Genomic DNA, 24,690 nt, shown 5'->3' with positions numbered 1-24,690 from the left:
CCCGCTGATCCGGCCGACCTGCCTAACCCGGCTGACCCACCTGCCCCGCTGATCCCGGCTGACCCACCTGCCCCTCCGATCCGGCCGACCCGCCTGCCCCTCCGATCCGGCGCCGACCTGCCTGACCTACCCAACCCGGCTGAGCCGGCCGACCCGCCTGACCCGCCTGACCCGCCTGACCAGATGATCCGTCTGACCAGATGATCCGTCTGACCCAGCCGATCCGGCCGACCCCGGCCCGCTGGGGGCCCTCCCGCTCACCACCGCACTTGGGGTCGCGGGCCGACCGGCCGACGAAGGGCCGTACGACCTATGGCCCTGCCGCTCGGCGCCCCGTAGACGGTCTTCCACCTGCCTCCACCCACCTCCTTCCGCACACCGCGCGCACCCCCTGCGCACTCCGCTCCCGCTCGGCTAACCCGGCCCGTTCCGACCGCCTCCGCAGGGCGCGTGCGCACTCCGCCATCGGCGCGCCCGCCGCCACGCATCCCCCTCCGCACACCGCTCCCTCTCGGCTCCGCAGGCTCCTCCCGGCACGCCCCCGCAGCGCGCACCCACACGCGGCCATCGACGCCGGCCGCCACCCATCCCCTTCCGCACACCGCTCCCACTCGGCTCCGTACGTTCCTTCCGGCACACCCCGCAGCGCGCAGCCACACGTCGCCATCGGCGCCCGCATCCGCACGCCTCCTCGCATCCCCTCCGCACGCCTCTGCACATCGCCTTCCGCACGCCCGCTCCCGCTCGGCTCCGTACGTCCTTCCGGTACACCTCCGCCGTGCGCATCCACACGCCGACTTCAGCACGCCTGGCACGCCCCTCGGGCACACCGGCCTCGGCGCCCACGCTCGGGCACGCCGACTTCGGCACGCCCGCTGCGCCCCTCCGTTCGTCCCCGCGCTTCGCGCCCGTCCGCCGCCTTCCCGTGTGCCCCCAACGCCTGGGAAGGCGGCCGCGAAAGGTTCCTCCATGTCCGAATTCTTCGGTCACGCCGTCACCCCGCCCCGGATCCCCGTGCGGCCGCCCAGGCGGCCCGTCCCCGCGGCTCCGCCCCGCTATGCGCTCGCCTGGGGCGTGGCACTGACCCTGCTGTCCGTGCTGATGGGACTGCTCCTGCGCCTGGACGAACAGCCCTTCTTCCAGGGCCTCGACGACGCGTGGGCCGCCTCGCTGAAGGGATCGCCCGCGGACACCGCCAGCGGGTTCGCCACCGTTCTCGACCGCCTGGGCGGACCCCTGGGCACGGTCGTGCCGCTGCTGCTGATGGGCTGCCTGTGCATGTACGGGCGCTGGCGGTCGGCGCTCTTCGTCTTCACCACCGCAGTCCTGGCCAACATGCTCCTGGTGCTGCCGCTCAAGCAGCTCGCCGACCGGCCGCGGCCCCCGCACACCTGGGTCCTGGTCAACGACGGCTCGTACCCCTCCGGCCAGGTCTTCAGCGCGGTGGCCCTGGTGATCGCAGCCGCGGTGGTGCTGTTCCCGCCGGGCGGCCGGCGCTGGTGGTGGCTGTTCGGCGCGGGCTACACCGGCGCCATGATGTGGAGCCGCACCTGGCAGCACGCCCAGTGGCTGAGCGACACCTTCGCCGGCGCCCTGGCCGCCGTGGGGGCCTGCCTGCTCCTGTGGCGGGCGTTCGCCCCCCTTCTGGAAACGGAGGCGGAACGCATGGCCTCCGACACGCTCTGGACGTGACCGACCTCCGCAGCGCTCAGGCCTACCCAGCCGGGCCGTTCACCCGGGCGAGCCGGCGGGCTGTCCGTGCCGTCCCGACGGCCCGGCTTTCCGTACGACCCCGACCGTCAGAGCAGAGCACGCCGCCGGACCGGGCCGCCCCGCCATCCGGGCTGACCAGGCCCAAGCGTCGGGCCAGGCCGATCGACTGCCAGGCCCGTACCCATCCCTCAGGCCACCCCGGCAACGGGGTGATCAGGGCGGTACCGAGCCGACCAGACAGGCAGGCAGGCAGGCGAGCAGTCCTTCCGGGACTGCCAAGTCATCCGGGCACGGCGGTCCGACCGACACCAGACCTCGGGGCGACACAACCGATCCGAGCTCGCCCGGCAGCGGCAAGCCCGACCATCCAGGCGGTCAGGTGTCCACGTTCTCTGAGAAGCGAGCCCCATGTCGTGGGTGGCCGAGTGCCCGGCTCACTTCGGCAGGCCCGCCCTTTGTGGTCAGTTTGTCGGACACCCTGTTCGATGCCCTCGTGAGGGCTGCGGAGGACGACCTCGTTCGCTTCGCTGACCCCTGGTCCAAGACCGACGAACTCCGGCAGATTCAGGTCGGCGTCGAGGTCGCGGCGGAGGTTCTGAAAGGTCTGGCCGGACTGGCTCAGCACGCTCAAGCCTCCGATCAGCGGTTGTATTGCTGGTGGGCGCTGTGAATCGCCGACGTACAACCCGTTTCCCTTGGTCAGGAGTTCGCGTCGGCGGCGGGTGTGGGTGTGGGTGTGGGAGGAGCCGCCGGTAAGCATGAGGACCTGGGCGTGGTGGACGTCATCCGGCAAGGTCTCCCACCAGCGCCGAAGGGAAACTCGAGGTGACCATCACAGAGCCCTGACTTCGTCGCTCTTCCCTTTCCCAGGCACGTCCCCGGCGCAAGGTGGACGAGAACGTCACGCCGCCGCACTGGAGCCGCCCGCGATGTTGCGGGCGAGACGAACCACATGACGTGGCCCGGGCAGGCAGCACGACCAGGCCGTCTGGACAACCCGGCGTGCGAACCAAGCGGGCAGCCGCGACAGGCCAGGCCTTCCGGGTGCGCCCGGCCATCCCAGGCCGGTCGGGCCGGTAGCACCATCCTGGTCGGCCGGCCGCTCCGTGGCACCCGGGCGGGATCGCCCCTCCCGAGCTCGGACGGTCGACGGGCCGCCCCGGCCCCGGCCGCGCCCCCAGGCCCCGGCAGGCACGCGGCTCAGGGCGGGCGCGACCCGGCGCGGGCGGGCATCCCTACAGGCCCCGCGCCCCGACCACAGCCGACGCAAATATCGCGAAACATTGACGGTCGGCGAATTTCCACAATATTCTCGACGGGTCGGCGCGCGCTCGGCGCGCGGCCCAGGAAGGATCGACTCATGGCACCCACCCCAGGACCCGATCGCCCCGTGGCACATCCGCCCGCGGGCCCGCTCCGTGGCGCGGTCGAGGACGGGCTCGCCGTCTTCCGGGGCGTGCCCTACGCCGCGCCCCCGGTCGGCGAGTGGCGCTGGCGGCCCGCACGGCCGCATCCGGGCTGGAGCGGCACCCGGGACGCGAACACCGACGGGCCCAGCGCCCCGCAGATGTACATGGAGGGCGGCGACCCCGTCCTCGGCGGGCACGGTTCGCCGCCCTTCGACGAGGACTGCCTGACCCTCGACATCTGGACGCCGGCGGTCGACGACGCACGGCGGCCCGTGCTGGTCTGGATCCACGGCGGCGGGTTCGTCTCCGGCTCCGGGTCGCTGCCCAACTACTCCGGCGCGACCTTCTCCCGCGACGGGGACCTGGTCGTCGTCAGCATCAACTACCGCATCGGCCCGCTCGGTTACCTCCTGACGGGCGCCGACGACGAACCGGACGACTCCGGCGCCAACCACTGGCTGAGCGACCAGTTCGCCGCCCTGCGCTGGGTACGGGAGAACATCTCCGCCTTCGGCGGCGACCCCGGGTCGATCACCGTCGCGGGCCAGTCGGGCGGCGCCGTGTCCACGGCCGCCCTCGCCGGGCTGCCCGAAGCCCAGGAGATGATCCGGCGGGTGATCCTGATGAGCCCGCCCTTCGGGCTGGACCTCCCCGCGCCCGACGCCTACTGGGAGCGCACCGCCGCATACCTGGAGCTCGCCGGGGTCAAGACCCCGGCCGAGCTGCGCGCCGTGCCCTGGCCGGAGCTGATCGGCGCCATGGGCGGGCTCTTCGCGCTGACCACGCACTGGGGGTACTGGCCCACGCCGTTCCTGCCCGTGGTCGACGGAGTCACCCTGCCCCGCCACCCGGCGCAGGCCCTGCTGCACGGCGCCGCCGCGGACATCGAGGTGATGATCGGCTGGACCCGGGAGGAGGCCAACTTCGGCTTCGCCCTCAACGAGGCCTACGCCGCAGCCTCCCGGGAGCAGGTGACCGACCGGATCACGGACACCTTCGGCCCCGAAGCCGCCCCCGGGGTGTACGCGGCCTACGAGCACGCCCGACCCGGTGCCGGGCCGGCCGGCGTCCTGATGGACCTCATCACCGACGAGCTCTTCCGGGTGCCGGCCCTCCGGCTCGCCGAGGCGCGGGCCGCGGCGGGCCGCCCGGTGTGGGCCTACCAGTTCGACCTCCCCGCGGCCGCCTACGACGGCCGGCTCGGAGCGGCTCACTGCCTCGAACTGCCCTTCGCCTTCGCCAACTTCGACCAGTGGGCCCACACACCCCTGACGGCCGGCCTCGACCCCGCCGTCCGGGACGGACTCGCGCACACCATGCACGAGGCCTGGATCGCCTTCGTCCGCACGGGCGACCCGAACCATCCGGGCATGCCGACGTGGAGCCCGTACGAGAAGGACACCCGCACCACGATGCGCTTCGACTCCGTGGTGACCGCGCTCGACGACCTCGCCGGTGACTCCCTGCGCCTGCACGAAGGGGCACTCGACCGACCCGAGTAACCCTTTCCCTGCCCACTCCCTCCCCCACTCCCGCCCCGCTCCCTCCCTGGCCCGCCCATCCGGGCGGGCCAGCGCTCCCTTGATCTAACTCGTGTAACCTTGCTTAGGAAGGCATCGAGCCGATCAAAAGGAGCGTCGATCGACGTCATGGCCAAAGACACTCCCGTTCCGGCGTCCCCGACCAGCGCCGACGTGGCCCGCCTCGCCGGGGTGTCCCGCGCCACGGTCTCCTTCGTCCTCAACGACACCCAGGGCCACCGGGTCGGCGAAGCCGCCCGCACGCGCGTCCTCGACGCCGCCCGGCAGCTCGGCTACGTACCGCACGCCGCGGCCCGGTCCCTGCGGGCCGGCCGCAGCAATCTCGTCCTGATGCCCTCGTCGATCTCCGCGGTCGGCCGCCTCGTCAGCGACTGGGTCGACGACCTGCACAGCGAGCTGGACCGGCACGGCTACACCGCGGTCCTGCACGCGGGGCGCTTCGCCGATCCCCTCGACGCCGCCCGCGCCTGGGCCGAACTGCGTCCGGCGGCCGTCATCGCCCTCGACGGCGACCGCCTCACCGGGCAGGCCGCGGAGCTGCTGCGGCGCGCCGGGGTACGGGGGCTGCTCGCCTTCGCCGCGCATCCCGTACCGGGCGTGCACACCATCGGCTTCGACCACGCCCTGATCGGCGCCACCGCCGCCGAGCACCTGATCGCCCGGGGCCGGACCCGCATCGGCGTGGTCATGCCCCAGGAACGCGGCCTCGGCCTGTTCGCCGGGCCGCGGCTCGCCGGCGCCGAATCGGTCGCCGCCCGCCACATGGCCACCGTGACCCCGGTGGAGCTCTCGTACACCCGGGAGTCCGCGACCGCACTGGCCCGGCGCTGGCGGAGCCTCGGGCTGGACTCCGTGTTCGCGTACAACGACGAGTACGCCGCCCTGCTCCTCCACGCACTGCGGGCCGAGGGGATTTCCGTACCGCAGGACGTGGCGGTCGTGGGCTCCGACGACCTGGTCCTTGCCGGGCTCCAGGACCCCCCGCTCACCTCGATCCGCCTGGAGCTGGCCTCGCCGGCCATGGTCGCCGACGCCGTGCACGAGCTGATCGAGACGGGCACCACTGCGCCCGTACCCGAGATAGAGGCGATCCTGATCCCGCGCGAAACCTCCTGAGACCACGGTGCAGGTCCGCTGCTCGGTTCCCGATCTCGTCGCGGCGATTAACGCCGCGAACGGCTCACCCGGACCGGACGCCCTCCGGCTGGCGCGCACTGCACGTACAAACTGACGGCGCCGGACCCCGAGAACCCCGGCAACGGGCTGCCGGTGATCACCAGCGGCGGTATCGACAACCCCGGCACCGGAACCGTGAGCGAGACCGAGGTGACCGGAAACCACGTCATCTACAGCGGCACCGACCTCGGCGGCGGCGCCGCGGACGCCGCGATCGTCAACGACGGTCCGCTCACGCTCACCTATTCCCGGCTGACCGGGAACACGGCGAACGTCACCAAGGACACCCAGAGCTTCGCCCTCGGAGCCGGCCTCATCAGCTTCGCCGAGACCACCGTCGAGAACACGGTCATCAGCGAGAACCGCTCCTTCGCCCCGGGCGGGTTCGCGCGCGCCGCCGTCTCCAACGGCATCCCGGCGCCCGGAAGACTGACCGTCACCGGCGGCGCCATCACGGACAACACCTCGGACGCTCCGCACGGCTTCGCCCAGGGCGGCGGCATCGCGAACAACGCCCTGATGACCGTGAGCGACGTGAAGATCAGCGCGAACCGGGCGATCGCGAAGAACGGCACCGCCCAGGGCGGCGGCCTCTACCACGCCGGGGGAGCCTAGGGACTGGGCACCACCACGCTGGAGGAGAACGCCATTAGGCACAACCGGGCGGGTGACGGCGGCGGGATCTTCAAGGCGTCCGGCGTCCTCACGCTTAACGGCGATGTCGTCCGCGCCAATCAGCCGGACGACTGCGCTCCGACCGGCGCCGTCCCCGGCTGCACCGGCTGCACCGACTGACGGGCGTCCAGGAGCCGGGGCGTCCCCTTCGGGCCGCGAGGCCCGTGCCTCCCGACGGGAAGCCTCCCGCGAGCCCGTCGGCCGTCGCCTCCAGGTCCCCCTCCCCCTGCGGGGCGGGGAGGGGGGACCCGACCGGTCGGGCGGCGGCGGCAGCGGGCGCCCCGGTGCCGGAACCCCCACCGCCGGCGCCGCCCCTTCGCCGGCTACGGGACCTCAGGCGGTCAGGTGGCGGGCCAGGAAGGCGACGCTGTCGGTGACGATGCGGTCGATGTCGGGAGAGCCGAGGAAGATGTGGTCGGCGCCTTCCACGGGGGTCAGGACGACCTCGCCCCCGGCCTTCGCGAGAGCCGCGGCCAGCTCCTCGCTCTGGCTGTAGGGGACCAGTCCGTCCAGGGTTCCGTGGACCAGGAGGAACGGCGGCGGGTCCGAACCCTCGACGGCGTACGTGACGGGGCTCGCGGCCCGCGCCAGCTCGGGGCGTTCGGCGACGGACGCGCCGAGGAGGGCTTCGTACGGGTCGGGGAACTCGGCTCCGCCGGGCATCGGCGGGAACGCCGGCATGGGGTGCTCGGCGAGGGTGAGCAGGTCGGAGACCCCGTACCAGTCGACGACGGCCCGTACGGCGGTGTCGCCGGCGCCCACTCCGTGCGTGCCCTCCAGCTCCGCCGCGTCCGGGGTGTGCGCGCCGACGACCCCGGCGAGGGCCGCGAGGTGGCCACCGGCGGACTCTCCCCAGACCGCGATCCGGTCCGGGTCGATGCCCAGCGCGGTGGCGAACTGCCGGACGTAGCGGATCGCGGCCTTCACGTCGTGCAGCTGGGCCGGGAACGGGGCCTCCAGGCTGTGCCGGTAGTCGATCGAGACGAGGGCCAGCCCCGCTCCCAGCACCGACCCGTGCAGCAGCTCCACGGGCACGGTCGGCGGCGGATAGCGCCGGTCGCCGTCCAGCCAGCCGCCGCCGTGGATCCACACCACGGCCGGGAAGAGTCCCTCGCCCGCGGGTACGTGGACGTCGAGCAGCCGCGGGCGGTAGCCGGGTGAGGTCGCGTAGGTGATCCCCTCGAAGCGGCGGACCCCGTCCGCGCCGACGACTGCGGACACGGGGGTCCGGAACGGCGGCGGCGGCCAGGTCATGTCAGCCGGATCGATCGCGGCGGGGAGCGATTGCGTCATTGCGGCCCTTCCAATCTGCTCGGCCCGGGGGCCGAGGGGTTCAGGTGCGGTCCCGCCACGGCCGAGCGAGCAGTGGGCGCGGGCGCTACGGACAAGGCTTCGTAACGTATGTCCGAAATGCTTGCGCGAGCCGGGGAGGAGGCTTAGCGTGTTACACGTGTAATCACGACTCTAGCGACGCATTTCCGCAGACCACAAGAGCTCGGGCAGTCTCAGTTCCCCGGCAGTTACACGAGCCACCGCGCAAATGCCGTCGCCTTCCCCTCCGGGAGCACGTCATGCTCACCTCCACACCCCCCTCCGCCCCGCCCGTCGCCGACCCGGTCCACCCGGCCGACCCGGCCTCTGCGGCGGCCCCTCCGGCCGCCTCCCAGGCCCGCGACTTCGGCCACTGGGCCGCGGAGCCCACCGCGGCGACCGTCCCCCTGATCCGGTCCCGCGTGCGCTCGGTGCTCGACGGATGGGAAGTCTCCGCCGGGATCGCGGACGTCCTGCTGCTGGCCGTGAGCGAACTGGTCGGGAACGTCGTTCTGCACGCCGCCGACGCGCGCCGCCTGCGCGTCGGGGTTTCCCTGCGAGGGGGATGGCTCCAGCTGGAGGTCGCCGACGGAGCCTCCGCGCTGCCACGGCTGCCGCACCCGAGGGGCGAGGTGGACCCGGACGCCGAGGACGGTCGCGGCCTGCTGATCGTGCACCTGATGGCCACCGAGCTGGGCGGTCACCTCAGCGTGCAGGCCGAGGAGTTCGGCAAATCCGTACGGGTGCGCGTGCCGGCCGCCTGACGCGCGGATCGACTCGACTCGGCCCGGATCGGGGGCCCGGGAGGTGGGCCGGCGGAGGCCCGCCGGGAGCCACCGAGGGGCCGCAGAGGGACCGCCGCGGGACCGCCCGCGGGGACGATCACCTCACAAAAATATGGCGACGAATTGACGGCCGCCAATTTATCGAGATACTTGCCCCATCTCCCCCGCTGCTCCCTGATTGAGGTGCCGCCCCATGGAGCTCTCCCCTTCGGCGCACGCCGATACCTTCTGCCGCGACCGGCTTCCGCCGTTCGACCTCTGGCCCGAACTCCACTTCGACCTGCCGGAGTTGGACTACCCGGACCGGCTCAACTGCGCCCACAGCCTCCTCGACGACGCCGTCGAGCGCTGGGGACCCGACCGCCCCTGTCTGCTGACCACCGACGAGCGCTGGACCTACGGCGAACTGCTGCAGCGTGCCAACCAGGTCGCCCAGGTGCTCACCGAGGACCTGGGCCTGCTCCCCGGGAACCGCGTGCTGCTGCGCGGCCCGAACAACCCCTGGCTCGTCGCCGCCTGGTTCGGCGTACTCAAGGCGGGCGGGGTGGCCGTCACCACCGTGCCGCTGCTGCGCGCCGCCGAGCTCTCCGCACTGTGCGAGATCAGCCGCCCCTCCGTCGCCCTGTGCGACCACCGCTACCTCGGGGAACTCGAGGGAGCGGCCGGGGCCACCGCCCCGCTGCTGGTCGCGTACGGTGGCCCCGGCGAGGACGACCTCGCCGTCCGCTGCTCGGCCAAGACCGGCGTCTTCACCTCCGTGGACACCGCCGCGGACGACGTGGCCCTGATCGCCTTCACCTCCGGCACCACCGGGCGCCCCAAGGCGACCCTGCATTTCCACCGGGACGTGCTCGCCAACGCCGACACCTTCTCCCGGCACGTCCTGCGGCCGCGGCCCGACGACGTGTTCACCGGCACCCCGCCGCTCGCGTTCACCTTCGGGCTCGGCGGGCTGGTCGTCTTCCCGCTGCGCGTCGGGGCCGCCACCCTGCTCGTAGAGACCGCGACGCCGGGGCAGTTGGCCGACCTCGTCGCCGCTCACGGCGTGACCGTCCTGTTCACGGCGCCCACCGCCTACCGCGCGATCCTGGCCGCTGGTGCGGCGGACCGGCTGGCCGGGCTGCGCCGCTGCGTCTCGGCGGGCGAACCCCTGCCCGCCGCCGTGTGGGAGGAGTTCCACGCCGCCACCGGGCTGCGCATCATCGACGGCATCGGCGCCACCGAGATGCTGCACGTGTTCATCTCCGCGGCAGACGAGGACATCCGCCCCGGCTCCACGGGCCGGCCCGTCCCGGGCTACCGGGCCGCCGTGGTGGACGCGAACGGGGTGCCCGTTCCCGACGGGCAGCCCGGCCTGCTCGCCGTCACCGGGCCCACCGGCTGCCGCTACCTGGACGACCCGCGCCAGACCACGTACGTCCGGGGCGGCTGGAACATCACGGGCGACACCTACATCCGCGACGCCGAGGGCTACTTCTGGTACGTGGCCCGCAGCGACGACATGATCGTCTCCTCGGGCTACAACATCGCGGGGCCCGAGGTCGAGAAGGCGCTGGCCGACCACCCGTACGTGGCGGACTGCGGCGTCGTCGGGGTCCCCGACGAACGGCGCGGGATGCTCGTCAAGGCCTACGTGGTGCTGCGCGGCGGCGTCCCGGCCGCCGCGGAGACCGTGCGCGAGCTCCAGGAGCACGTCAAGGCGGCCATCGCCCCCTTCAAGTACCCGCGTGCGGTGGAGTTCGTCACCGAGCTCCCCCGTACGGAGACCGGCAAGCTCCGGCGCGGCGAACTCCGCACCCGGGGACGGGAACCGGCCGAAGCCACCCCCACCCCCACCGCCCCGGCGCCGGACGACGGCGGCTGCGCCGCCGGGTGTCCCGAGGCGCAGGTTCCGCACCTGCCCAGCGTGGTCGTCGAGCGCCGGGTCGAGTGGACCGACACCGACGCGGCGGGCCACTACCACCACTCCACCGTGATCCGCTGGGTCGAGGCGGCCGAGGCCGTGCTGCTGCGCCGCCTGGGCCTGTCGCACCTCTTCGGCAGCACGCCCCGGGTCCACTTCGAGGCCGATTACCGGGCCCGGCTCTGGTTCGGCGAGGCCGTGCGGACCGAGCTGCGGGTCACCAAGGTCGGCACGAGCTCCCTCCACTACGCCTTCACCGTCCGCGGCGAGCCGGGCCCGGAGGGCGGCCCGGAGGGCGGCCCGGACGACACAGTGGCCGCCACCGGCCGCATGGTGATCGCCCACTCCGCCGCCCGCGCGACCGGGACCACCCCCTGGCCGGCCGAGGTCCGCGAGGTCCTCACGAAGGCGGGCCGCCAGGCCCCCGAACTGATCGAGAACAACCGAGGAGGCGCCCCGTGCGCATAGCAGTCATCGGAGGCGGGCCGGGCGGCCTGTACTTCGCCGCCCTGGCCAAGCAGATCTCCCCGCAGTGGGAGGTGACCGTCTGGGAGCGCAACGCTCCCGACGACACCTTCGGCTTCGGAGTGGTCTTCTCCGACGAGACCCTCGACGGCATCGCGCAGGCCGATCCCTTCGTCCACGCCGCGATGTCGGCGGAGTTCGCCCGCTGGAGCGACATCGACGTCCGCCACCGCGGCCGGACCGTCACCTCCGGCGGGCACGGCTTCGCCGCTCTGGGCCGCCGTCGGCTGCTGGAGATCCTCCAGGACCGCTGCGCCGCCCTGGAGGTGGACGTCCGCTACCGCACGCAGTCCCCTCCGCCGGAGCAACTGGCCGCCGAATACGACCTGGTGGTCGCCTGCGACGGCGTGCGCTCGGCCACCCGGGCCGCCTACGCCGACACCTTCGCCGCCGATCTCGACGAGCGCGCGGGCCGCTACATGTGGCTCGGCACGGACAAGGTCTTCGAGGCCTTCACCTTCATCGTCGAGGAACGGGACTTCGGCACGCTCCAGGTGCACGCGTACCCGTACGACGCCACCCGCTCCACCTTCATCGTCGAGATGGACGAGGACACCTGGCAGCGCGGCGGCTTCGCCGGTTCCGCCGGGTCCGCCGGCGCCGACCTGGCGCCCGGTGCCAGTGACGAGGAGGGGATCCGCCGCTGCGAGGAAGTCCTCGCCGGGCACCTGGACGGCCACCGGCTCATCCCCAACAACTCCAAGTGGCTGCGCTTCACCACCGTGCGCAACCAGACCTGGCGCCACGGCAACACGGTGCTGCTCGGGGACGCCGCGCACACGGCCCACTTCTCCATCGGCTCCGGCACCAAGCTCGCCATGGAGGACGCCCTCGCCCTGGCCGCCTGCCTGCACGAGCACCCCGACGTGGAGAGTGCGCTGGCGGCCTACGAGGACGAGCGCAGGCCGGTCGTGGAGTCCACGCAGCGGGCGGCGCAGGCCAGCCTGGAGTGGTTCGAGAACATCGACCGGTACACCGGCCAGGATCCGCACCAGTTCGCCTTCAACCTGCTGACCCGCAGCCGCCGGGTCACCTACGACAACCTGCGGGTGCGCGACGAGGAGTTCATCACCGCCGTCAACTCCTCGGCGCCGGTACCGCCCATGTTCCGGCCCTTCCGGATCGGCGGCCTGCGCCTGCGCAACCGGATCGTCGTACCGCCCATGGCCCTGTCCACGGCCGTCGACGGGGTCCCGGGTGACTTCGACCTCGTCCACCTGGGCACCCAGTCCCTCGGCGGCGCGGCCCTGGTCATCGCCGGCATGACGGCGGTGAGCGCCGACGGCCGCACCGACGCGGGCTGCCCGGGTCTGTGGACGGACGAGCAGGAGGCCGCCTGGCGGCGGATCACCGCCTTCGCGCACGGCCAGTCCGACACCTGCCTCGGCATCCAGCTCACCCACGCCGGCCGCCGGGCCGCCGGGGGGCCGCTGCTGGCCGCATCCCCGCTCCGCTGGGACGAGGGCGGCCAGGTGCCCCGCGAGGCGACCCGCGCCGATATGGACCTGGTCGTACGGGACTTCGTGCGCGCGGCCGAGCGCGCCGACCGGGCCGGCTTCGACGCCCTGGAACTCCAGTACGGGCACGGGCATTTGATGTCCGGGTTCCTCTCTCCGCTGACGAACCGGCGCACCGACGAGTACGGCGGGCCGGTCGCGGACCGGCTGCGCTTCCCGCTCGAAGTGCTGGGCGCGGTACGGGCGGTGTGGCCGGCCGGGAAGGCCCTCCTGGTCCGTGTCTCGGCCGCCGACTGGGCCGAGGGCGGCCTCGACGAGGCGGACGCCGTGCACATCGCGCGCGCCCTGGCCGCGGCGGGCGCCGACGCGATCGACGTGTCGACCGGCGAGGTCGTCTCCCACGAGCAGCCGCCCTTCGGCCGCAGCTACCAGACCCCGTACGCCGACCTGATCCGCAACACCACCGGGGTGGCCACCATCGCCGTCGGCGCGATCTCCACCTACGACGACGTGAACTCGGTGATCCTGGCGGGCCGCGCCGACCTGTGCGCGGTGGGCCGCGCCCAGCTCCACGACCCGCTGTGGACCCTGCACGCGGCCGTGGCCCAGGGATACCGCGGACCGGCCGCCCCGTGGGCCCGGTCCTGGCGGGCCGGCAGTGCCCGGCCCCCGGCGGCGCGCACCGACCGGGTGCCGCCGCGCCTCGAACTGCTGCGGCAGCCCGCCGCACCGGTGCACCAGCGATGGCTGCCGCGCGTCGCCGCGCCGGCCCTCTGAACGGAACGGCCGAGACCTCATGGAGACCCCTCACACCCGCTCCCCGAGCGACCTGCCCCGATTCACCGCGGCCGCCGTCCAGGCCGCTCCCGTCTACCTCGATCCCGCCGCCACCGTCGACAAGGCCGTCGCCCTGATCGCGGAGGCCGCCGGGAAGGGCGCCGAACTCGTCGTCTTCCCCGAGGCGTTCGTCCCCGGATACCCGTACTGGAACTGGACGATGAACCCGGTCCAGGGCTCGCCCTGGTTCGAGCGCCTGCAGCGCGCGTCCATCGACGTCCCCGGCCCGCACGTGGACACCCTGCGCGCGGCGGCCCGCCAGTACGGGGTCGTGCTGGTCATCGGCGTCAACGAACGCGCCCCGCACAGCCTGGGCGTGCTCTACAACACCCTGCTGACCATCGGCCCCGACGGCGAACTGCTCGGCGTGCACCGCAAGCTGGTGCCCACCTGGGCGGAGAAGCTCACCTGGACGGGCGGCGACGGCAGTTCCCTGCGCGTCCACCAGACCCCCGTCGGCCCGGTCGGCGCCCTCGCCTGCGGGGAGAACACCAACACGCTGGCCCGTTTCACGCTCCTGGCCCAGGGCGAACTGGTGCACGCGGCCTGCTACATCGCCCTGCCCGTGGCACCCACCGACTACGACATGGCCGAGGCCATCGCCGTCCGTACGGCGGCCCACAGCTTCGAGGGCAAGGTCTTCTCGGTCGTCGCCTGCTCCACCGTCTCCCCCGAGATCGTCGACGCGGTCGCCGGTGAGGACGAGGCGGTCCGGGCACTGTTCGCCCGGCCGCGCAGCGCCCTGTCGGGGATCTTCGGGCCCGACGGCCGCCCGGTCACGGAGCCGCTCGTCGACGTCGAGGGCATCGTCTACGCCGAGATCGATCTGAACCGGTGCATCCAGCCCAAGCAGATGCACGACATCACCGGGCACTACAACCGCTTCGACGTCTTCCGCCTCGAAGTGGACAACCGGCCCCGCACGCCGGTCACTTTCACCGTCCCGCAGTCCGTCCCGCAGTCCGTTCCGCAGTCCGTTCCGCCCACCGCCACCACCCCCGAGGAGGACGCATGACCACCGACCAGGACGACACCGCACTCGGCCGCGCCCGGGTGTCCGACACCCCCGAACTCACCGCCTACTACGGCGAGCTCGAAGCCCTGGAGGCCGGTGCGCTGTGGACGGTGGCCAACGACATCGAGCCCTGGTACCCGCAGCCCAAGTCCGTTCCGGTGCTGTGGCGTTACGAGGAGCTGCGCCCCCTGGTCCACAAGGCCCTCGGCCTCGTCCGGGCCGACGACGCGGGCCGCCGCGTCGTGATGCTGGTCAACCCCGGCCGCAGGGACGTCAGCGCCGCCGCCGGACTCCTCTACACCGGGCTGCAGATCATGGGCCCCGGCGAGGCCATGACCGCCCACCGCCACCAGGCGGCGGCGCTGCGCTTCGTGCACGAGGGCACCGGGGCGTGGACGATCGTGGACGGCCAGAAGCTGAAGGTCGGCCCCCGCGACTTCGCCATCACCCCGAACGGCACCTGGCACGAGCACGGCAACGACTCCGACGACGCCCCGGTGATCTGGCAGGACGGCCTCGACATCCCGCTGGTCAACGCCTTGGACGCCGGGTTCTACGAGGTCCACCCCGAGCTGTACCAGCGGCCCGGGAAGGTGGTGAACTCCTCGGTCCTGACCTACGCCGCGAACCTGCTCCCGTACGGCTCCGAGAAGTGGACCCGCCCCTACTCCCCGCTGCTGGCCTACCCCTGGGAGCAGACCTACGAGGCCCTGCGCGGCCTGGCCGCGGCCACCGAGGGATCCCCGTACGACGGGGTCATCGCGGAGTACACCAACCCGGTGACCGGCGGCTCGGTGATGCCCACCATGAGCGCCCACATGCAGCTGCTGCGCCCGGGCCAGGCGACGCAGGCCCACCGCCACACCGGGTCGGTGATCTACACGGCGGCCAAGGGACACGGTGTCTCGGTGATAGCCGGGCAGCGCTTCGAGTGGAAGCGGGGCGACGTGTTCTGCGTCCCGTCCTGGGCCTGGCACGAGCACCACAACCTCGACCCGTCCGAGGACGCCTGCCTGTTCTCCTTCAACGATTTCCCCGTCATGCGGTCCCTCGGCTTCCACCGCGAAGAGGCGTACCCGGACAACGGCGGGCACCAGCCCGCCTCCTGAGCCGCGCCGCCGCACCGGACCGCCGGCCCTGACACCGGTCCCGGTGCGGCGGCGCACCCCGCCGCACCCCCGAAGCCCCGTACCCCCAAAGCCCCGTACCCCCGAAACCCCCCTCTCCCTTAGGAGCCACCGATGCGACTGGTGACCTACACGACCGCGCCGATGACCGGCACCGCCGACCGTCTGGGCGCCCAGCTCGACGGCCTGGTGTACGACCTCGCGGCCCTCGCCCGGCACGCGGGCGTGGAGCTGCCCGGCGACCTGCTCTCCTTCGTCCGGGCGGGCGCCCCGGCCCGTGAGACGGCCGCCCGCCTGCTGGCCGGCGGCCCCGCCGACCGGCCCGCCGGTGCCGTGCACCGGCTGGAGGAGGTCACCCTGCGTGCTCCGCTGCGTCCCGGCAAGATCATCGGGGTCGGGCTGAACTACGTGGAGCACGTGGAGGAGTCCAGCCGCAGCCTGGACACCGACAAGGACCTGCCGCCGCGTCCGGTGCTGTTCAGCAAGCCCGCCACCGCCGTCACCGGCCCCGGGGCGCCGATCCTGCACAACGCCGACCTCACGACGCAGCTCGACTGGGAGTGCGAACTCGCCGTGGTCATCGGCCGGACCGCCTTCCGGGTGACCGAGGAGGAGGCGTACGGCCACATCTTCGGCTACAGCGTCGTCAACGACATCAGCGCCCGCGACCAGCGCCGATCGGGCCAGTGGTTCTTCTCCAAGGGCCAGGATTCCTACGCCCCCTTCGGCCCCGCCGTGGTCACCGCCGACGAGGTCCCGGACCCGATGGACCTCGACCTCGAACTGCGGGTGAACGGGGTCACCAAGCAGAAGTCGAACACCCGCCACATGCTGTTCCCCATCGCCCGCCTCATCGCCGACATCAGTTCGGGCGTGACCCTGGAGCCCGGCGACGTCATCGCGACCGGCTCCCCCTCCGGTGTCGGGGCCGGCATGGTCCCGCCCGAGTTCCTCGTGCCCGGCGACACCGTCGAGGCCACCGTCGAGATCATCGGAACCCTCGCCAACCCCGTCGTCGACGCCCGCTGAACCTGCCGGACACCTACCCCGACACCCGCCGCCCGACCATCGAGGAGCACCCGTGCCGCCCCGCACCTACCGCATCGGCCAGATCGTCCCGAGTTCCAACGTCACCATGGAAACCGAGGTGCCCGCGATCCTGCGCGCCCGCATGGAGATCGCGCCCGACGACCGCTTCACCTTCCACTCCAGCCGCATGCGCATGACCCACGTGACGCCCGAGCAGCTCAAGGCCATGGACGCCGACTCCGACCGCTGCGCCGTGGAGCTCTCCGACGCGCGGGTCGACGTACTCGGCTACGCCTGCCTGGTCGCCATCATGAGCATGGGCCTCGGCTACCACCGCACCTCCGAGGAACGCCTGCACACGCGCACCGTGGAGAACGGGGCCCCCGCCCCCGTGGTCACCAGCGCGGGCGCCCTGGTCCACGGGCTGCACACGATGGGCGCCAGGAAGGTGGCCCTGCTGGCCCCGTACATGCGCCCGCTCACGCAGACCGTCGTCGACTACCTCACCCACGAGGGCATCGAGGTCCTCGACTACCAGGCCCTGGAGATCCCGAACAACCTGGACGTGGCCGCCCACGACCCGGCCAGGCTCCCCGGTCTGGCCCGCGCCCTGGACTACGCCGACGCGGACGCGGTCGTCCTGTCGGCCTGCGTGCAGATGCCCTCGCTCGGCGCCATCGAGGAGGCCGAGCAGCTGCTCGGCAAGCCGGTCGTCTCCGCGGCCGTCTGTACCTCCCACCAGATGCTGCGCGCCCTCGGCCTGCCGGCCGTCGCCCCCGGCGCCGGCCACCTCCTCTCCGGCGCGTACGCCGAGGCTCCCCTGCACCCGGGGACGCGGGCCTCGGGGTGACCGGAGGCCGCCCGGCCGCCGCCGCTCGATAGGATCACCACCCCACACCACGGGAAGGTGATCATGTCGGACAGCCCCCTCAGGCCCAGCTCGTTGATCAGTACGGTCTACGGGGCCTTCGTGCGCGGGAGCGGTGGCTGGATCTCCGTCGCCGACCTGATCACGCTCATGTCGGAACTCGGCGTGGAGAGCCAGGCCGTGCGCTCGGCCATCTCCCGGCTCAAGAAGAAGGGCGTGCTCGAACCGGAGCGCCGCGGAGCCACCGGGTACCGGCTCAGCCCGGCCGTCCACCCCGTCTTCGACGCCGGCGACCGGCGCATCTTCGCCAGCCTCGAACCGGCGGACCTCAGGGACGGCTGGGCCATGGCGGTCTTCTCCGTGCCGGAGTCAGAGCGCTCCCACCGGTACCAGCTGCGCACCAGGCTGACCTGGCTCGGCTTCGGCAACATCGCCCCCGGCGTGTGGCTGGCGCCGGGCCGGCTCCTGGAGGACGCGCGCGACATGCTCGTCCGGCTCGGCCTCAGCGAGTACGTCCACCTGTTCGCCGCCGCCGACTACGCCGCGTTCAGCGACCTGCCGGAGGCGGTCAGCTCCTGGTGGGACTTTCCGGCGATCCAGGCCCAGTACGCCACCTTCACCGGCGCGTACGCGCCGGTCGCCGCGAAGCTCGCCCTGCAGGACGGCATCGACGCCGCCGAGGCCTTCCGCCACTACGTGCCGATGCTCACCGAGTGGCGCCGGCTGCCCTATCTCGACCCGGGCCTCCCCGCCGAGCTGCTCCCCGCGGACTGGAACGCCGTGGGCGCCCGGCAGGTCTTCCAGCAGCTGCACGAGGTCCTGGCGGGGCCGGGCCTGCGGCACGTACAGGACGTGACGGGTTCCTCCGTGGAGCGCGCGTCTTCCTCCGAGGTGCGCTCGTCCTGAGGGAGCGGTCCCTCAGGACGATTCGCGGACCACGAGGTCGTTCGGCATGACCACCCGCTCCCTGGAACCGCCCTCGATCAGGCCCAGGAGCAGCCGCACCGTGGCCGTGGCCTGGTCGGCCATGGGGCTGCGTACGGAGGTGAGGGCCGGGACCGTGTAGGCGGCGGCCTCGATGTCGTCGAAGCCGACGACGGCCACGTCCTCGGGAACCCGCAGGCCCACCTGCCGCAGGGTCCGCAGGGCGCCGATGGCCATCAGGTCGTTGGCCGCGAACACCGCGTCCAGCTCCGGGTCTTCCTCCAGCAGCTGCCGCATGGCCTCGGCTCCGGAGGCCCGGGTGAAATCGCCCAGCGCCACGCGGCGGCTGGTGTCGCGCAGCGCGGCGCGGTAGCCGTCGAGGCGCTCGCGGGACTCGAAGAGGTCCAGCGGTCCGGCTGCACCGCGCAGCCGGTGGCCGGGGCTCCGCGGGCCGAGGCTACGCGGGCCGGGACGCCGCGTGCCGCAGCGGCCTTCAACGCCATCGACATCGCCTGGATCCAGCTCATGATCCCGATGGACGAGCGGGCCCGGCTGCTGACGGACCTGGCGGGGTCGCGGGCCGGGGACCCGGCGCTGGCCCGGTTCGCGCAGCGGGCGGCGGAGCGGCAGGGGGCCGAACTGACGCTGCTGCGCGGGCTCCTGGCCCGGTCCGCGGCGCCCGACACCCGCCCGCACGAGGGGCACGACATGCCGGTCATGGTCTCCGCCGACACCCTGCGCGCCCACCTCACGCAGTCGCTGCTGCTCTGCGCGGGTGAACGCTCCTCGGGCGGGTCCGGGGAGGCGCGGGAGCTCGCCGGGGAGCTGGAGAAGGCCGGCTCGGCGCGGCTCGCCCTGCTCGACGCGGCCCGCTCCGACAAAAGTTGAGAATTGTTCACTTTCCATTGACAGGGCGGGTCCGGGGACCCGAAAGTGCCGTGAGCAGTGCGCCCGATGGCGCGCGTCCCCGTACCCGTGCGTGCCGGGGATCGCGTGCGTCCCCGAACGAAGCGAGTCCGCATGCCCGCGTCCGTACCGCCCGTGTCACCCGCGTCGCCCATGGCTTCCGTACCGCCCGCGCCCCGCTTCCCGGCCGGTTTCCGCTGGGGGGTCTCCGCCTCCGCCTTCCAGATCGAGGGCTCGCCCACCGCCGACGGCCGGGGGCCCTCCTCCTGGGACGCCTTCACCCGGGAGCAGGGGCGCGTCAAGGACGGCTCGCACGCAGAAGTGGCCACCGACCACTACCGCCGCTACCGCGAGGACGTGGCCCTGATGGGCGGACTGGGCGTGGACGCCTACCGGTTCTCCGTCTCCTGGTCCCGGGTCCTGCCCGAGGGGCACGGGACCGTCAACCGGGCGGGGCTGGACTTCTACGACCGGCTCGTCGACGAGCTGTGTGCCGCGGGGATCGACCCGGTGCCCACCCTCTTCCACTGGGACACCCCGCTCGCCCTGGAGGAGCGGGGCGGCTGGCTGGAGCGCGACACCGCCGAGCGGTTCGCCGCGTACGCCTCGGTGGTCGCGGAGCGTCTCGCCGACCGCGTGCCGATGTGGATCACCATCAACGAGCCCGCCGAGGTGACCCTCCTCGGCTACGGCCTCGGCGAGCACGCCCCCGGCAAGCAGCTCGTCTTCGACGCCCTGCCCGCCGCCCACCACCAGCTGCTGGCCCACGGACTGGGCGTACAGGCGCTGCGCGCGGCGGGCGCCCGCCACATCGGCATAGCCGCCTCGCACAGCCCCGTGTGGGCCGCCGGCGAGAGCGAGGAGGACCGGGCCGCCGCCGCGTTGTACGACACCCTCACCAACCGCCTCTTCGCCGACCCGATCCTGACCGGCGCCTACCCGGACGGTCTGGAGTCCCTGCTGCCCGGCCCGGTGGCCGAGGACCTCAAGGCGATCTCGGCCCCGCTGGACTGGTACGGGGTCAACTACTACAACCCGATGCTCGTCGGCGCCCCCACCCCGGCCGGCACCTCCGCCTTCGGCGGGATCGAGATCCCCTCCGGCCTCCCCTTCGGCATCCGGGAGATCGAGGGGTACGAGCGCACGGACTTCGACTGGCCGGTGGTCCCGGACGGGCTGCGGGAACTGCTCGCCACCCTGCGCGAGCGCTACGGCGACCGGCTGCCGCCGCTGTACATCACCGAGAACGGCTGCTCGTACGGGGACGGGCCCGATCCGGGCACGGGCCGGATCGAGGACGCGCGCCGGATCGCCTACCACGAGGGCCACGTGCGCGCCCTGCACGAGGCGATGGCCGAGGGGGCCGACGTCCGCGGCTACTTCATCTGGTCGATCCTCGACAACTTCGAATGGGCGGAGGGCTACCGGCAGCGGTTCGGCCTGGTCCACGTCGACTACGAGACCCTGGCCCGGACCCCGAAGGAGTCGTACGCCTGGTACCGCGACCTGATCAAGAGCGGCAGGTGACCGCCGGGCCGAAGGCCGCGGCGGCGGAGGAGACGGTCACGCCGCCCGGCGGCCGGTGGGTGAGCGCGCTGTCCCTGGCCAACCTCGGGGTGTGGGTCGGCTGGTTCGGCCCGCTCCAGCTGCTGCTGGCACGCCAGGCCGAGCTCCTCACCCCGGACCACAAGGCGTCCACCCTCGCTCTGGTGACGGGGCTCGGCGCGGCCGTCTCGATGGTCGCCAATCCCGTCTTCGGAGCGCTGTCCGACCGTACGACGGCGCGCGCGGGCCGCCGTATCCCCTGGGTGGTCGCCGGGGTGACGGGCGGGGCGGCGGGCCTGGTGGTCCTCGGGCTCGCGCAGAGCGTCGCCGTGGTGATCGCGGGCTGGTGCCTGGTGCAGCTCGCCCTCAACGCCGCCTTCGCCGCACTCACCGCGGCCGTCCCCGACCAGGTCCCGGCCCGGCAGCGCGGGCTGGTCGGCGGCTGGCTCGGCGTCTCCCAGGTCATCGGGATCCTGGTCGGCACGGCGCTGGCCACGGTCGCGGGCGGGATCACCGCCGGCTATCTGGCCTGCGCGGCCTTCTCGGTCCTCGCGGCCGTGCCGTACGTGCTGATGCGGCGGGACTCGGTGCTCGCCCCCGCCGCCCGGCCGGCCTTCCGGTGGCGCGGCTTCCTGACCGGCTTCTGGATCGACCCGCGCCGCCATCCCGACTTCGGCTGGGCCTGGCTGACCCGGTTCCTGATGAACCTCTCGTACTCCATCAGCACGATGTACCTGCTCTACTACCTGACCGACGCCGTGCGCTACCGGGGCGACGCGGACACCGGCGTCCTGATCCTCACGGCGCTGAACGCCCTCACCCTGCTCTCCACGGTGGTGATCAGCGGCATCCGGTCGGACCGCAGCGGCCGCCGCAAGTCCTACGTCATCCGGTCGGGGCTGGTCATCGCCGCGGCCACGCTGCTGCTCGCCGTCTGGCAGACCTGGACCGGCGCGATCGTGGCCTCACTCGTCCTGGGCCTCGGCTTCGGCGTGTACACGGCGGTGGACTTCGCCCTGCTCACGGACGTGCTGCCGACCGCCGAGGACCGGGGCAAGGACCTGGGCGTCATCAACATCGCCAACGCGCTGCCGCAGGTGCTGGCCCCGGTGATCGCGGCCCCGGTCGTCACCCACCTCGGCGGGTACACGGCCCTGTACACACTGGCGGGAGCCCTGGCCCTGGCGGGATCGCTGCTGGTCAGGCGGATCCGCTCGGTTCCGTAGACCCGTATCGTGAGACCCGGCACATTTCTCACCCTTTTGGTCCGATTTAGACCAAACTTGTGTGGTTCGGTTTCCGAAGCGACAGGGAGAGACATGCGACGCGCCCACGGCCGTACGGCCACCACGCGGATCGCCCTGATATCGGCCGGTACGGCCGCCGTGCTCGGCCTGGGCGGCCTCTCCGCCGGTTCCGCGGCCGCCGCGGGCACGCCCGCCCCGGACCGGCCCTCCGAGCCCACGGCGACCGCCCCGGCGGCCGTCGGGCAGCAGGTCCTCTCCACCTTCACCGTCGCCTATCCCGCGGCGCCCTACCGGACCCACAACATCGCGCGCGCCGTGGAACTGATCAACGGGGCCGTCGTCCAGCCGGGCGACGTCTGGAGCTTCAACCAGGCGGTGGGCGAGCGGACCGAGGAGAACGGCTTCGTCGACGGCATCATGATCAACGACGGCCGTTACGTGAAATCCCCCGGCGGCGGGGTCTCCGCGGTCGCGACGACCATGTACAACGCCATGTTCTTCGCGGGCCTGAAGCCGCTGGAGCACGGGGCCCACTCGTTCTACATCGAGCGGTACCCGGAGGGCCGCGAGGCCACCGTCGCCTGGGGCACCCTCGACCTGCGCTGGCAGAACGACTCGGGACACCCCGTGACCGTCCGGGCCTCCTCCACCTCCACCTCGGTCACCGTCACCCTGCTCGGAACGAAGCAGTACGACGAGATACGCGCGACCAAGGGCCCGCGGACGCACATCACCCCGCCGGCGAAGCACACCGTCACCGGCCCCACCTGCGAGCCGCAGACCCCGCTGGAAGGGTTCGACGTCTCCGTCGACCGCGTCTTCGTCCAGGGCGGCCACGAGGTCGGCCGCGAGACGTTCCGTACGCACTACACCCCGCGCGACGAGATCGTCTGCGCCCCGGAGTCCCCCTCGGCCACGCCCGGCGCGACCCCGTCGGGCACGCCCGCGACCCCGTCGGGCTCCCCCGGAACCCCGGCCGCACCCGCACCCGCGGCCTCCGCCGCACCCACGACGTCCACCACACCGGCCACACCGGCCACCCCCAGCGCGTCCGCCACACCCGCCGCGGCCACCGCGGCCAACGCTTCCGCCGCGTCCGGCACCGGCACGGCACCCACTCCGTAGGGGCCCGTCCAGCGCCTAGGACGGCTTGGCGGAGGACCAGGCGGTGACGGTCACCCGGCCGTCGCAGAAGGCGAACACGCCGTCGTCCAGGGCGATCTGATGCTTCCCGGCGCCGAGTACGCCGATGACCAGCGTCGGATGGCCGGCCGGGGTCGCGCCGGACTCGCAGTAGCCGTCCGCCTCGCCCTGGACCTGGACGAACGTGAGCTTCGTCCACGCGCGGGCGCCCGGGGCCAGCAGCACGTTCGCCGCGGCGGGGCCGGTGTGGGTGGTGGCCAGCGGCTGGTTCTTCTCCGGCGAGCCGTTGCCCGCCGCCGCGACCGTCGGGAACCCGTACACCTTGCAGGAGGACGCGGAGGTGTTGGTGACGGAGAGGACGGCGGCCCCGGTTCCCGTGCCCGGCGGACGGACGTCGGCATGGTGCGCCTCGGAGACCTCGACGTCGTCGACCGTGCAGGGCTTCTTCGTCACTCCTCCAGTGCCGCCGCCGGAGGAGGAGGAGGAGGGGGAGGAGGAGGGGGAGGAGCCGCCCGAGGGCGACGCGACGCCCGTGGAACCGCCGCTCCCGCCGCCGCTGGTCGTTCCGCCCTTGTCGCCGCCGGTGGGGGTGGACCCGGCCGGCCGCGAGGCCGCAGGCGGCGCCGACGGGTCGACGGCTCCGCCGCCGTCGCCGGTCGGCGTGCAGCCCGTCATCAGGGCCGCAGCCGCCATGGCCGTCGCCAGAGCCGCCGCGGTCCGGCCGATGCATGCTGTGTACTGCATTGGGTGCTCCCCGAGGTTCACGACCGGTCCCGCACCGGCACTCGCGTGCAGTACACGACCCCCTGACCCGAGCAGGTTCCCGCCCCACACCGCTGTGGCGGTTCCGTGACGCGCCCATGACGAACGGCGACCACCCAGGCGGACGGCATTCCGGCATCCCGGATGCCTGACGGGGCCGTCCGAAGCCGCCCGAATCCGCCCGGCGGTCACGGCGAAGACCGTTAGGGTACGAGGTGGTCGATTCCAAAGGGAGTGAGCGAGCTTGTCCGGCGACCGTCTCATGCGCATCCACAGCGCCGAGTTCCAGGCCATGGCCGAGAGGGTCCTGCGCGTCACCGAGCTCACCTCGCGCCTGAACGTCCTGCCTTTCGAGGACGAAGCGGGCAAGGCGGAACTGTTCGAACAGATCCTCGGCAAGGCGCTTCCGCCGAGGGTCACGATCTATCCGCCCTTCTACACGGACCACGGCCTGCGCCTCGACCTCGGCGAGCGCGTGTTCATCAACCAGAACTGCACGTTCCTGGACCACGCCGGCATCCGGCTCGGCGAGCGCGTGATGGTCGGCCCGAAGGTCACCTTCATCACCAGCGGCCACCCGGTCGATCCCGAGGAGCGGCGGCTGTACCTCACCGGCGCGCCCATCGTCGTGGCGGAGAACGTGTGGATCGGCGCCGGTGCCACCATCCTGCCCGGCGTCAGCATCGGCCGTGATGCCGTGATCGCCGCCGGCGCCGTCGTGGCCGATGACGTTCCACCGGCCAGCCTGGTGACCGGCGGCAAGGCGACCGTGAACCGGCGCTGGTGACGGCC

The 24,690-nt window shown here is 72.9% G+C and carries 20 protein-coding genes and 2 pseudogenes; 19 read left to right on the top strand and 3 right to left on the bottom strand.

Features of this window, described 5'->3' with window-relative positions:
* Nucleotides 1-969 precede the first annotated feature (969 nt).
* From MTF69_RS10705 to MTF69_RS10685, 5 genes are all read left to right on the top strand, one after another.
* Nucleotides 970-1,692, top strand: a complete 723-nt coding sequence (locus tag MTF69_RS10705; protein WP_243332959.1) for a phosphatase PAP2 family protein — start codon at nucleotides 970-972, stop codon at nucleotides 1,690-1,692.
* Between the two features lie 487 nt (nucleotides 1,693-2,179).
* Nucleotides 2,180-2,383, top strand: coding sequence for a hypothetical protein (locus MTF69_RS10700; RefSeq protein ID WP_243332956.1), 204 nt, complete (start codon nucleotides 2,180-2,182; stop codon nucleotides 2,381-2,383).
* 720 nt (nucleotides 2,384-3,103) lie between these two features.
* Nucleotides 3,104-4,624 (top strand): carboxylesterase/lipase family protein, encoded by a 1,521-nt coding sequence (locus MTF69_RS10695; protein ID WP_243332954.1) that lies wholly within the window; start codon nucleotides 3,104-3,106, stop codon nucleotides 4,622-4,624.
* Between the two features lie 147 nt (nucleotides 4,625-4,771).
* Entirely contained in the window at nucleotides 4,772-5,779 is a 1,008-nt protein-coding gene (locus MTF69_RS10690) for a LacI family DNA-binding transcriptional regulator (RefSeq protein ID WP_243332952.1), read from the top strand.
* A 153-nt stretch (nucleotides 5,780-5,932) separates the two neighbouring features.
* On the top strand, nucleotides 5,933-6,454 hold the full coding sequence (locus tag MTF69_RS10685) for a hypothetical protein (protein ID WP_243332950.1): 522 nt from the start codon (nucleotides 5,933-5,935) through the stop codon (nucleotides 6,452-6,454).
* A 393-nt stretch (nucleotides 6,455-6,847) separates the two neighbouring features.
* Here MTF69_RS10685 and MTF69_RS10680 read toward each other — a convergent pair whose 3' ends face one another.
* The gene (locus MTF69_RS10680; protein ID WP_243332948.1) at nucleotides 6,848-7,807 is read right to left on the bottom strand and encodes an alpha/beta hydrolase; all 960 of its coding nucleotides are present in this window, start codon (nucleotides 7,805-7,807) and stop codon (nucleotides 6,848-6,850) included.
* 278 nt (nucleotides 7,808-8,085) lie between these two features.
* On the opposite strand from MTF69_RS10680, the gene MTF69_RS10675 reads away from it, so the two are divergent.
* The 9 genes and pseudogenes from MTF69_RS10675 to MTF69_RS10635 all read left to right on the top strand — a co-directional run bounded on the left by MTF69_RS10675 (nucleotide 8,086) and on the right by MTF69_RS10635 (nucleotide 18,277).
* Complete coding sequence (locus MTF69_RS10675; protein ID WP_243332945.1) at nucleotides 8,086-8,589, top strand: ATP-binding protein; 504 nt, start codon at nucleotides 8,086-8,088, stop codon at nucleotides 8,587-8,589.
* Nucleotides 8,590-8,803: 214 nt separating this feature from the next.
* A pseudogene (locus MTF69_RS10670) lies at nucleotides 8,804-10,414 on the top strand (AMP-binding protein); the annotation flags it as partial.
* A gap of 102 nt (nucleotides 10,415-10,516) precedes the next feature.
* The gene (locus tag MTF69_RS10665) at nucleotides 10,517-10,981 is read left to right on the top strand and encodes a thioesterase family protein (protein WP_243333238.1); all 465 of its coding nucleotides are present in this window, start codon (nucleotides 10,517-10,519) and stop codon (nucleotides 10,979-10,981) included.
* Nucleotides 10,972-13,272 (top strand): FAD-dependent monooxygenase, encoded by a 2,301-nt coding sequence (locus MTF69_RS10660; RefSeq protein WP_243332944.1) that lies wholly within the window; start codon nucleotides 10,972-10,974, stop codon nucleotides 13,270-13,272. The genes MTF69_RS10665 and MTF69_RS10660 overlap by 10 nt, the downstream gene beginning before the upstream one ends.
* Before the next feature lie 19 nt (nucleotides 13,273-13,291).
* Entirely contained in the window at nucleotides 13,292-14,347 is a 1,056-nt protein-coding gene (locus MTF69_RS10655; RefSeq protein WP_243332942.1) for a carbon-nitrogen hydrolase family protein, read from the top strand.
* Nucleotides 14,344-15,456 carry a cupin domain-containing protein gene (locus MTF69_RS10650; protein ID WP_243332939.1) on the top strand — a complete coding sequence of 371 codons (1,113 nt, stop codon included), beginning with the start codon at nucleotides 14,344-14,346 and terminating at the stop codon, nucleotides 15,454-15,456. The genes MTF69_RS10655 and MTF69_RS10650 overlap by 4 nt, the downstream gene beginning before the upstream one ends.
* Nucleotides 15,457-15,588: 132 nt before the next feature.
* Complete coding sequence (locus MTF69_RS10645) at nucleotides 15,589-16,503, top strand: fumarylacetoacetate hydrolase family protein (protein ID WP_243332938.1); 915 nt, start codon at nucleotides 15,589-15,591, stop codon at nucleotides 16,501-16,503.
* Nucleotides 16,504-16,609: 106 nt separating this feature from the next.
* Nucleotides 16,610-17,353, top strand: a complete 744-nt coding sequence (locus tag MTF69_RS10640; protein ID WP_243333237.1) for an Asp/Glu racemase — start codon at nucleotides 16,610-16,612, stop codon at nucleotides 17,351-17,353.
* A 63-nt stretch (nucleotides 17,354-17,416) separates the two neighbouring features.
* Nucleotides 17,417-18,277 carry a PaaX family transcriptional regulator C-terminal domain-containing protein gene (locus MTF69_RS10635; protein WP_243332936.1) on the top strand — a complete coding sequence of 287 codons (861 nt, stop codon included), beginning with the start codon at nucleotides 17,417-17,419 and terminating at the stop codon, nucleotides 18,275-18,277.
* Between the two features lie 12 nt (nucleotides 18,278-18,289).
* Here the strand turns inward: MTF69_RS10635 and MTF69_RS10630 are convergent, their stop codons facing one another.
* On the bottom strand, nucleotides 18,290-18,703 hold the full coding sequence (locus tag MTF69_RS10630; protein ID WP_279345631.1) for a substrate-binding domain-containing protein: 414 nt from the start codon (nucleotides 18,701-18,703) through the stop codon (nucleotides 18,290-18,292).
* Between the two features lie 24 nt (nucleotides 18,704-18,727).
* Between MTF69_RS10630 and MTF69_RS10625 the strand changes: the two genes are divergently transcribed.
* From MTF69_RS10625 to MTF69_RS10610, 4 genes and pseudogenes are all read left to right on the top strand, one after another.
* Nucleotides 18,728-19,183, top strand: coding sequence for a DUF305 domain-containing protein (locus tag MTF69_RS10625; RefSeq protein ID WP_243333233.1), 456 nt, complete (start codon nucleotides 18,728-18,730; stop codon nucleotides 19,181-19,183).
* A gap of 171 nt (nucleotides 19,184-19,354) precedes the next feature.
* Entirely contained in the window at nucleotides 19,355-20,728 is a 1,374-nt protein-coding gene (locus tag MTF69_RS10620; protein ID WP_243332935.1) for a GH1 family beta-glucosidase, read from the top strand.
* Entirely contained in the window at nucleotides 20,725-21,972 is a 1,248-nt protein-coding gene (locus MTF69_RS10615; protein ID WP_243332933.1) for an MFS transporter, read from the top strand. Before MTF69_RS10620 ends, MTF69_RS10615 begins: the two co-directional genes overlap by 4 nt.
* Before the next feature lie 183 nt (nucleotides 21,973-22,155).
* Nucleotides 22,156-22,905 (top strand): annotated as a pseudogene (locus MTF69_RS10610) (VanW family protein); the annotation flags it as partial.
* Nucleotides 22,906-23,133: 228 nt separating this feature from the next.
* Here MTF69_RS10610 and MTF69_RS10605 read toward each other — a convergent pair.
* Complete coding sequence (locus tag MTF69_RS10605) at nucleotides 23,134-23,880, bottom strand: DUF4232 domain-containing protein (protein WP_243332931.1); 747 nt, start codon at nucleotides 23,878-23,880, stop codon at nucleotides 23,134-23,136.
* A gap of 262 nt (nucleotides 23,881-24,142) precedes the next feature.
* Here MTF69_RS10605 and MTF69_RS10600 point away from each other — a divergent pair, with 262 nt between their 5' ends.
* Nucleotides 24,143-24,685, top strand: a complete 543-nt coding sequence (locus tag MTF69_RS10600; RefSeq protein ID WP_243332929.1) for a DapH/DapD/GlmU-related protein — start codon at nucleotides 24,143-24,145, stop codon at nucleotides 24,683-24,685.
* The last annotated feature ends 5 nt before the right edge of the window (nucleotides 24,686-24,690 follow it).

This window comes from Streptomyces sp. AP-93 (genome assembly GCF_022808175.1).
Taxonomy (GTDB): Bacteria; Actinomycetota; Actinomycetes; order Streptomycetales; family Streptomycetaceae; genus Streptomyces.
The sequence above is the reverse complement of the archived record's forward strand: the minus strand, read 5'-3'. Positions and strand labels throughout refer to the sequence as shown.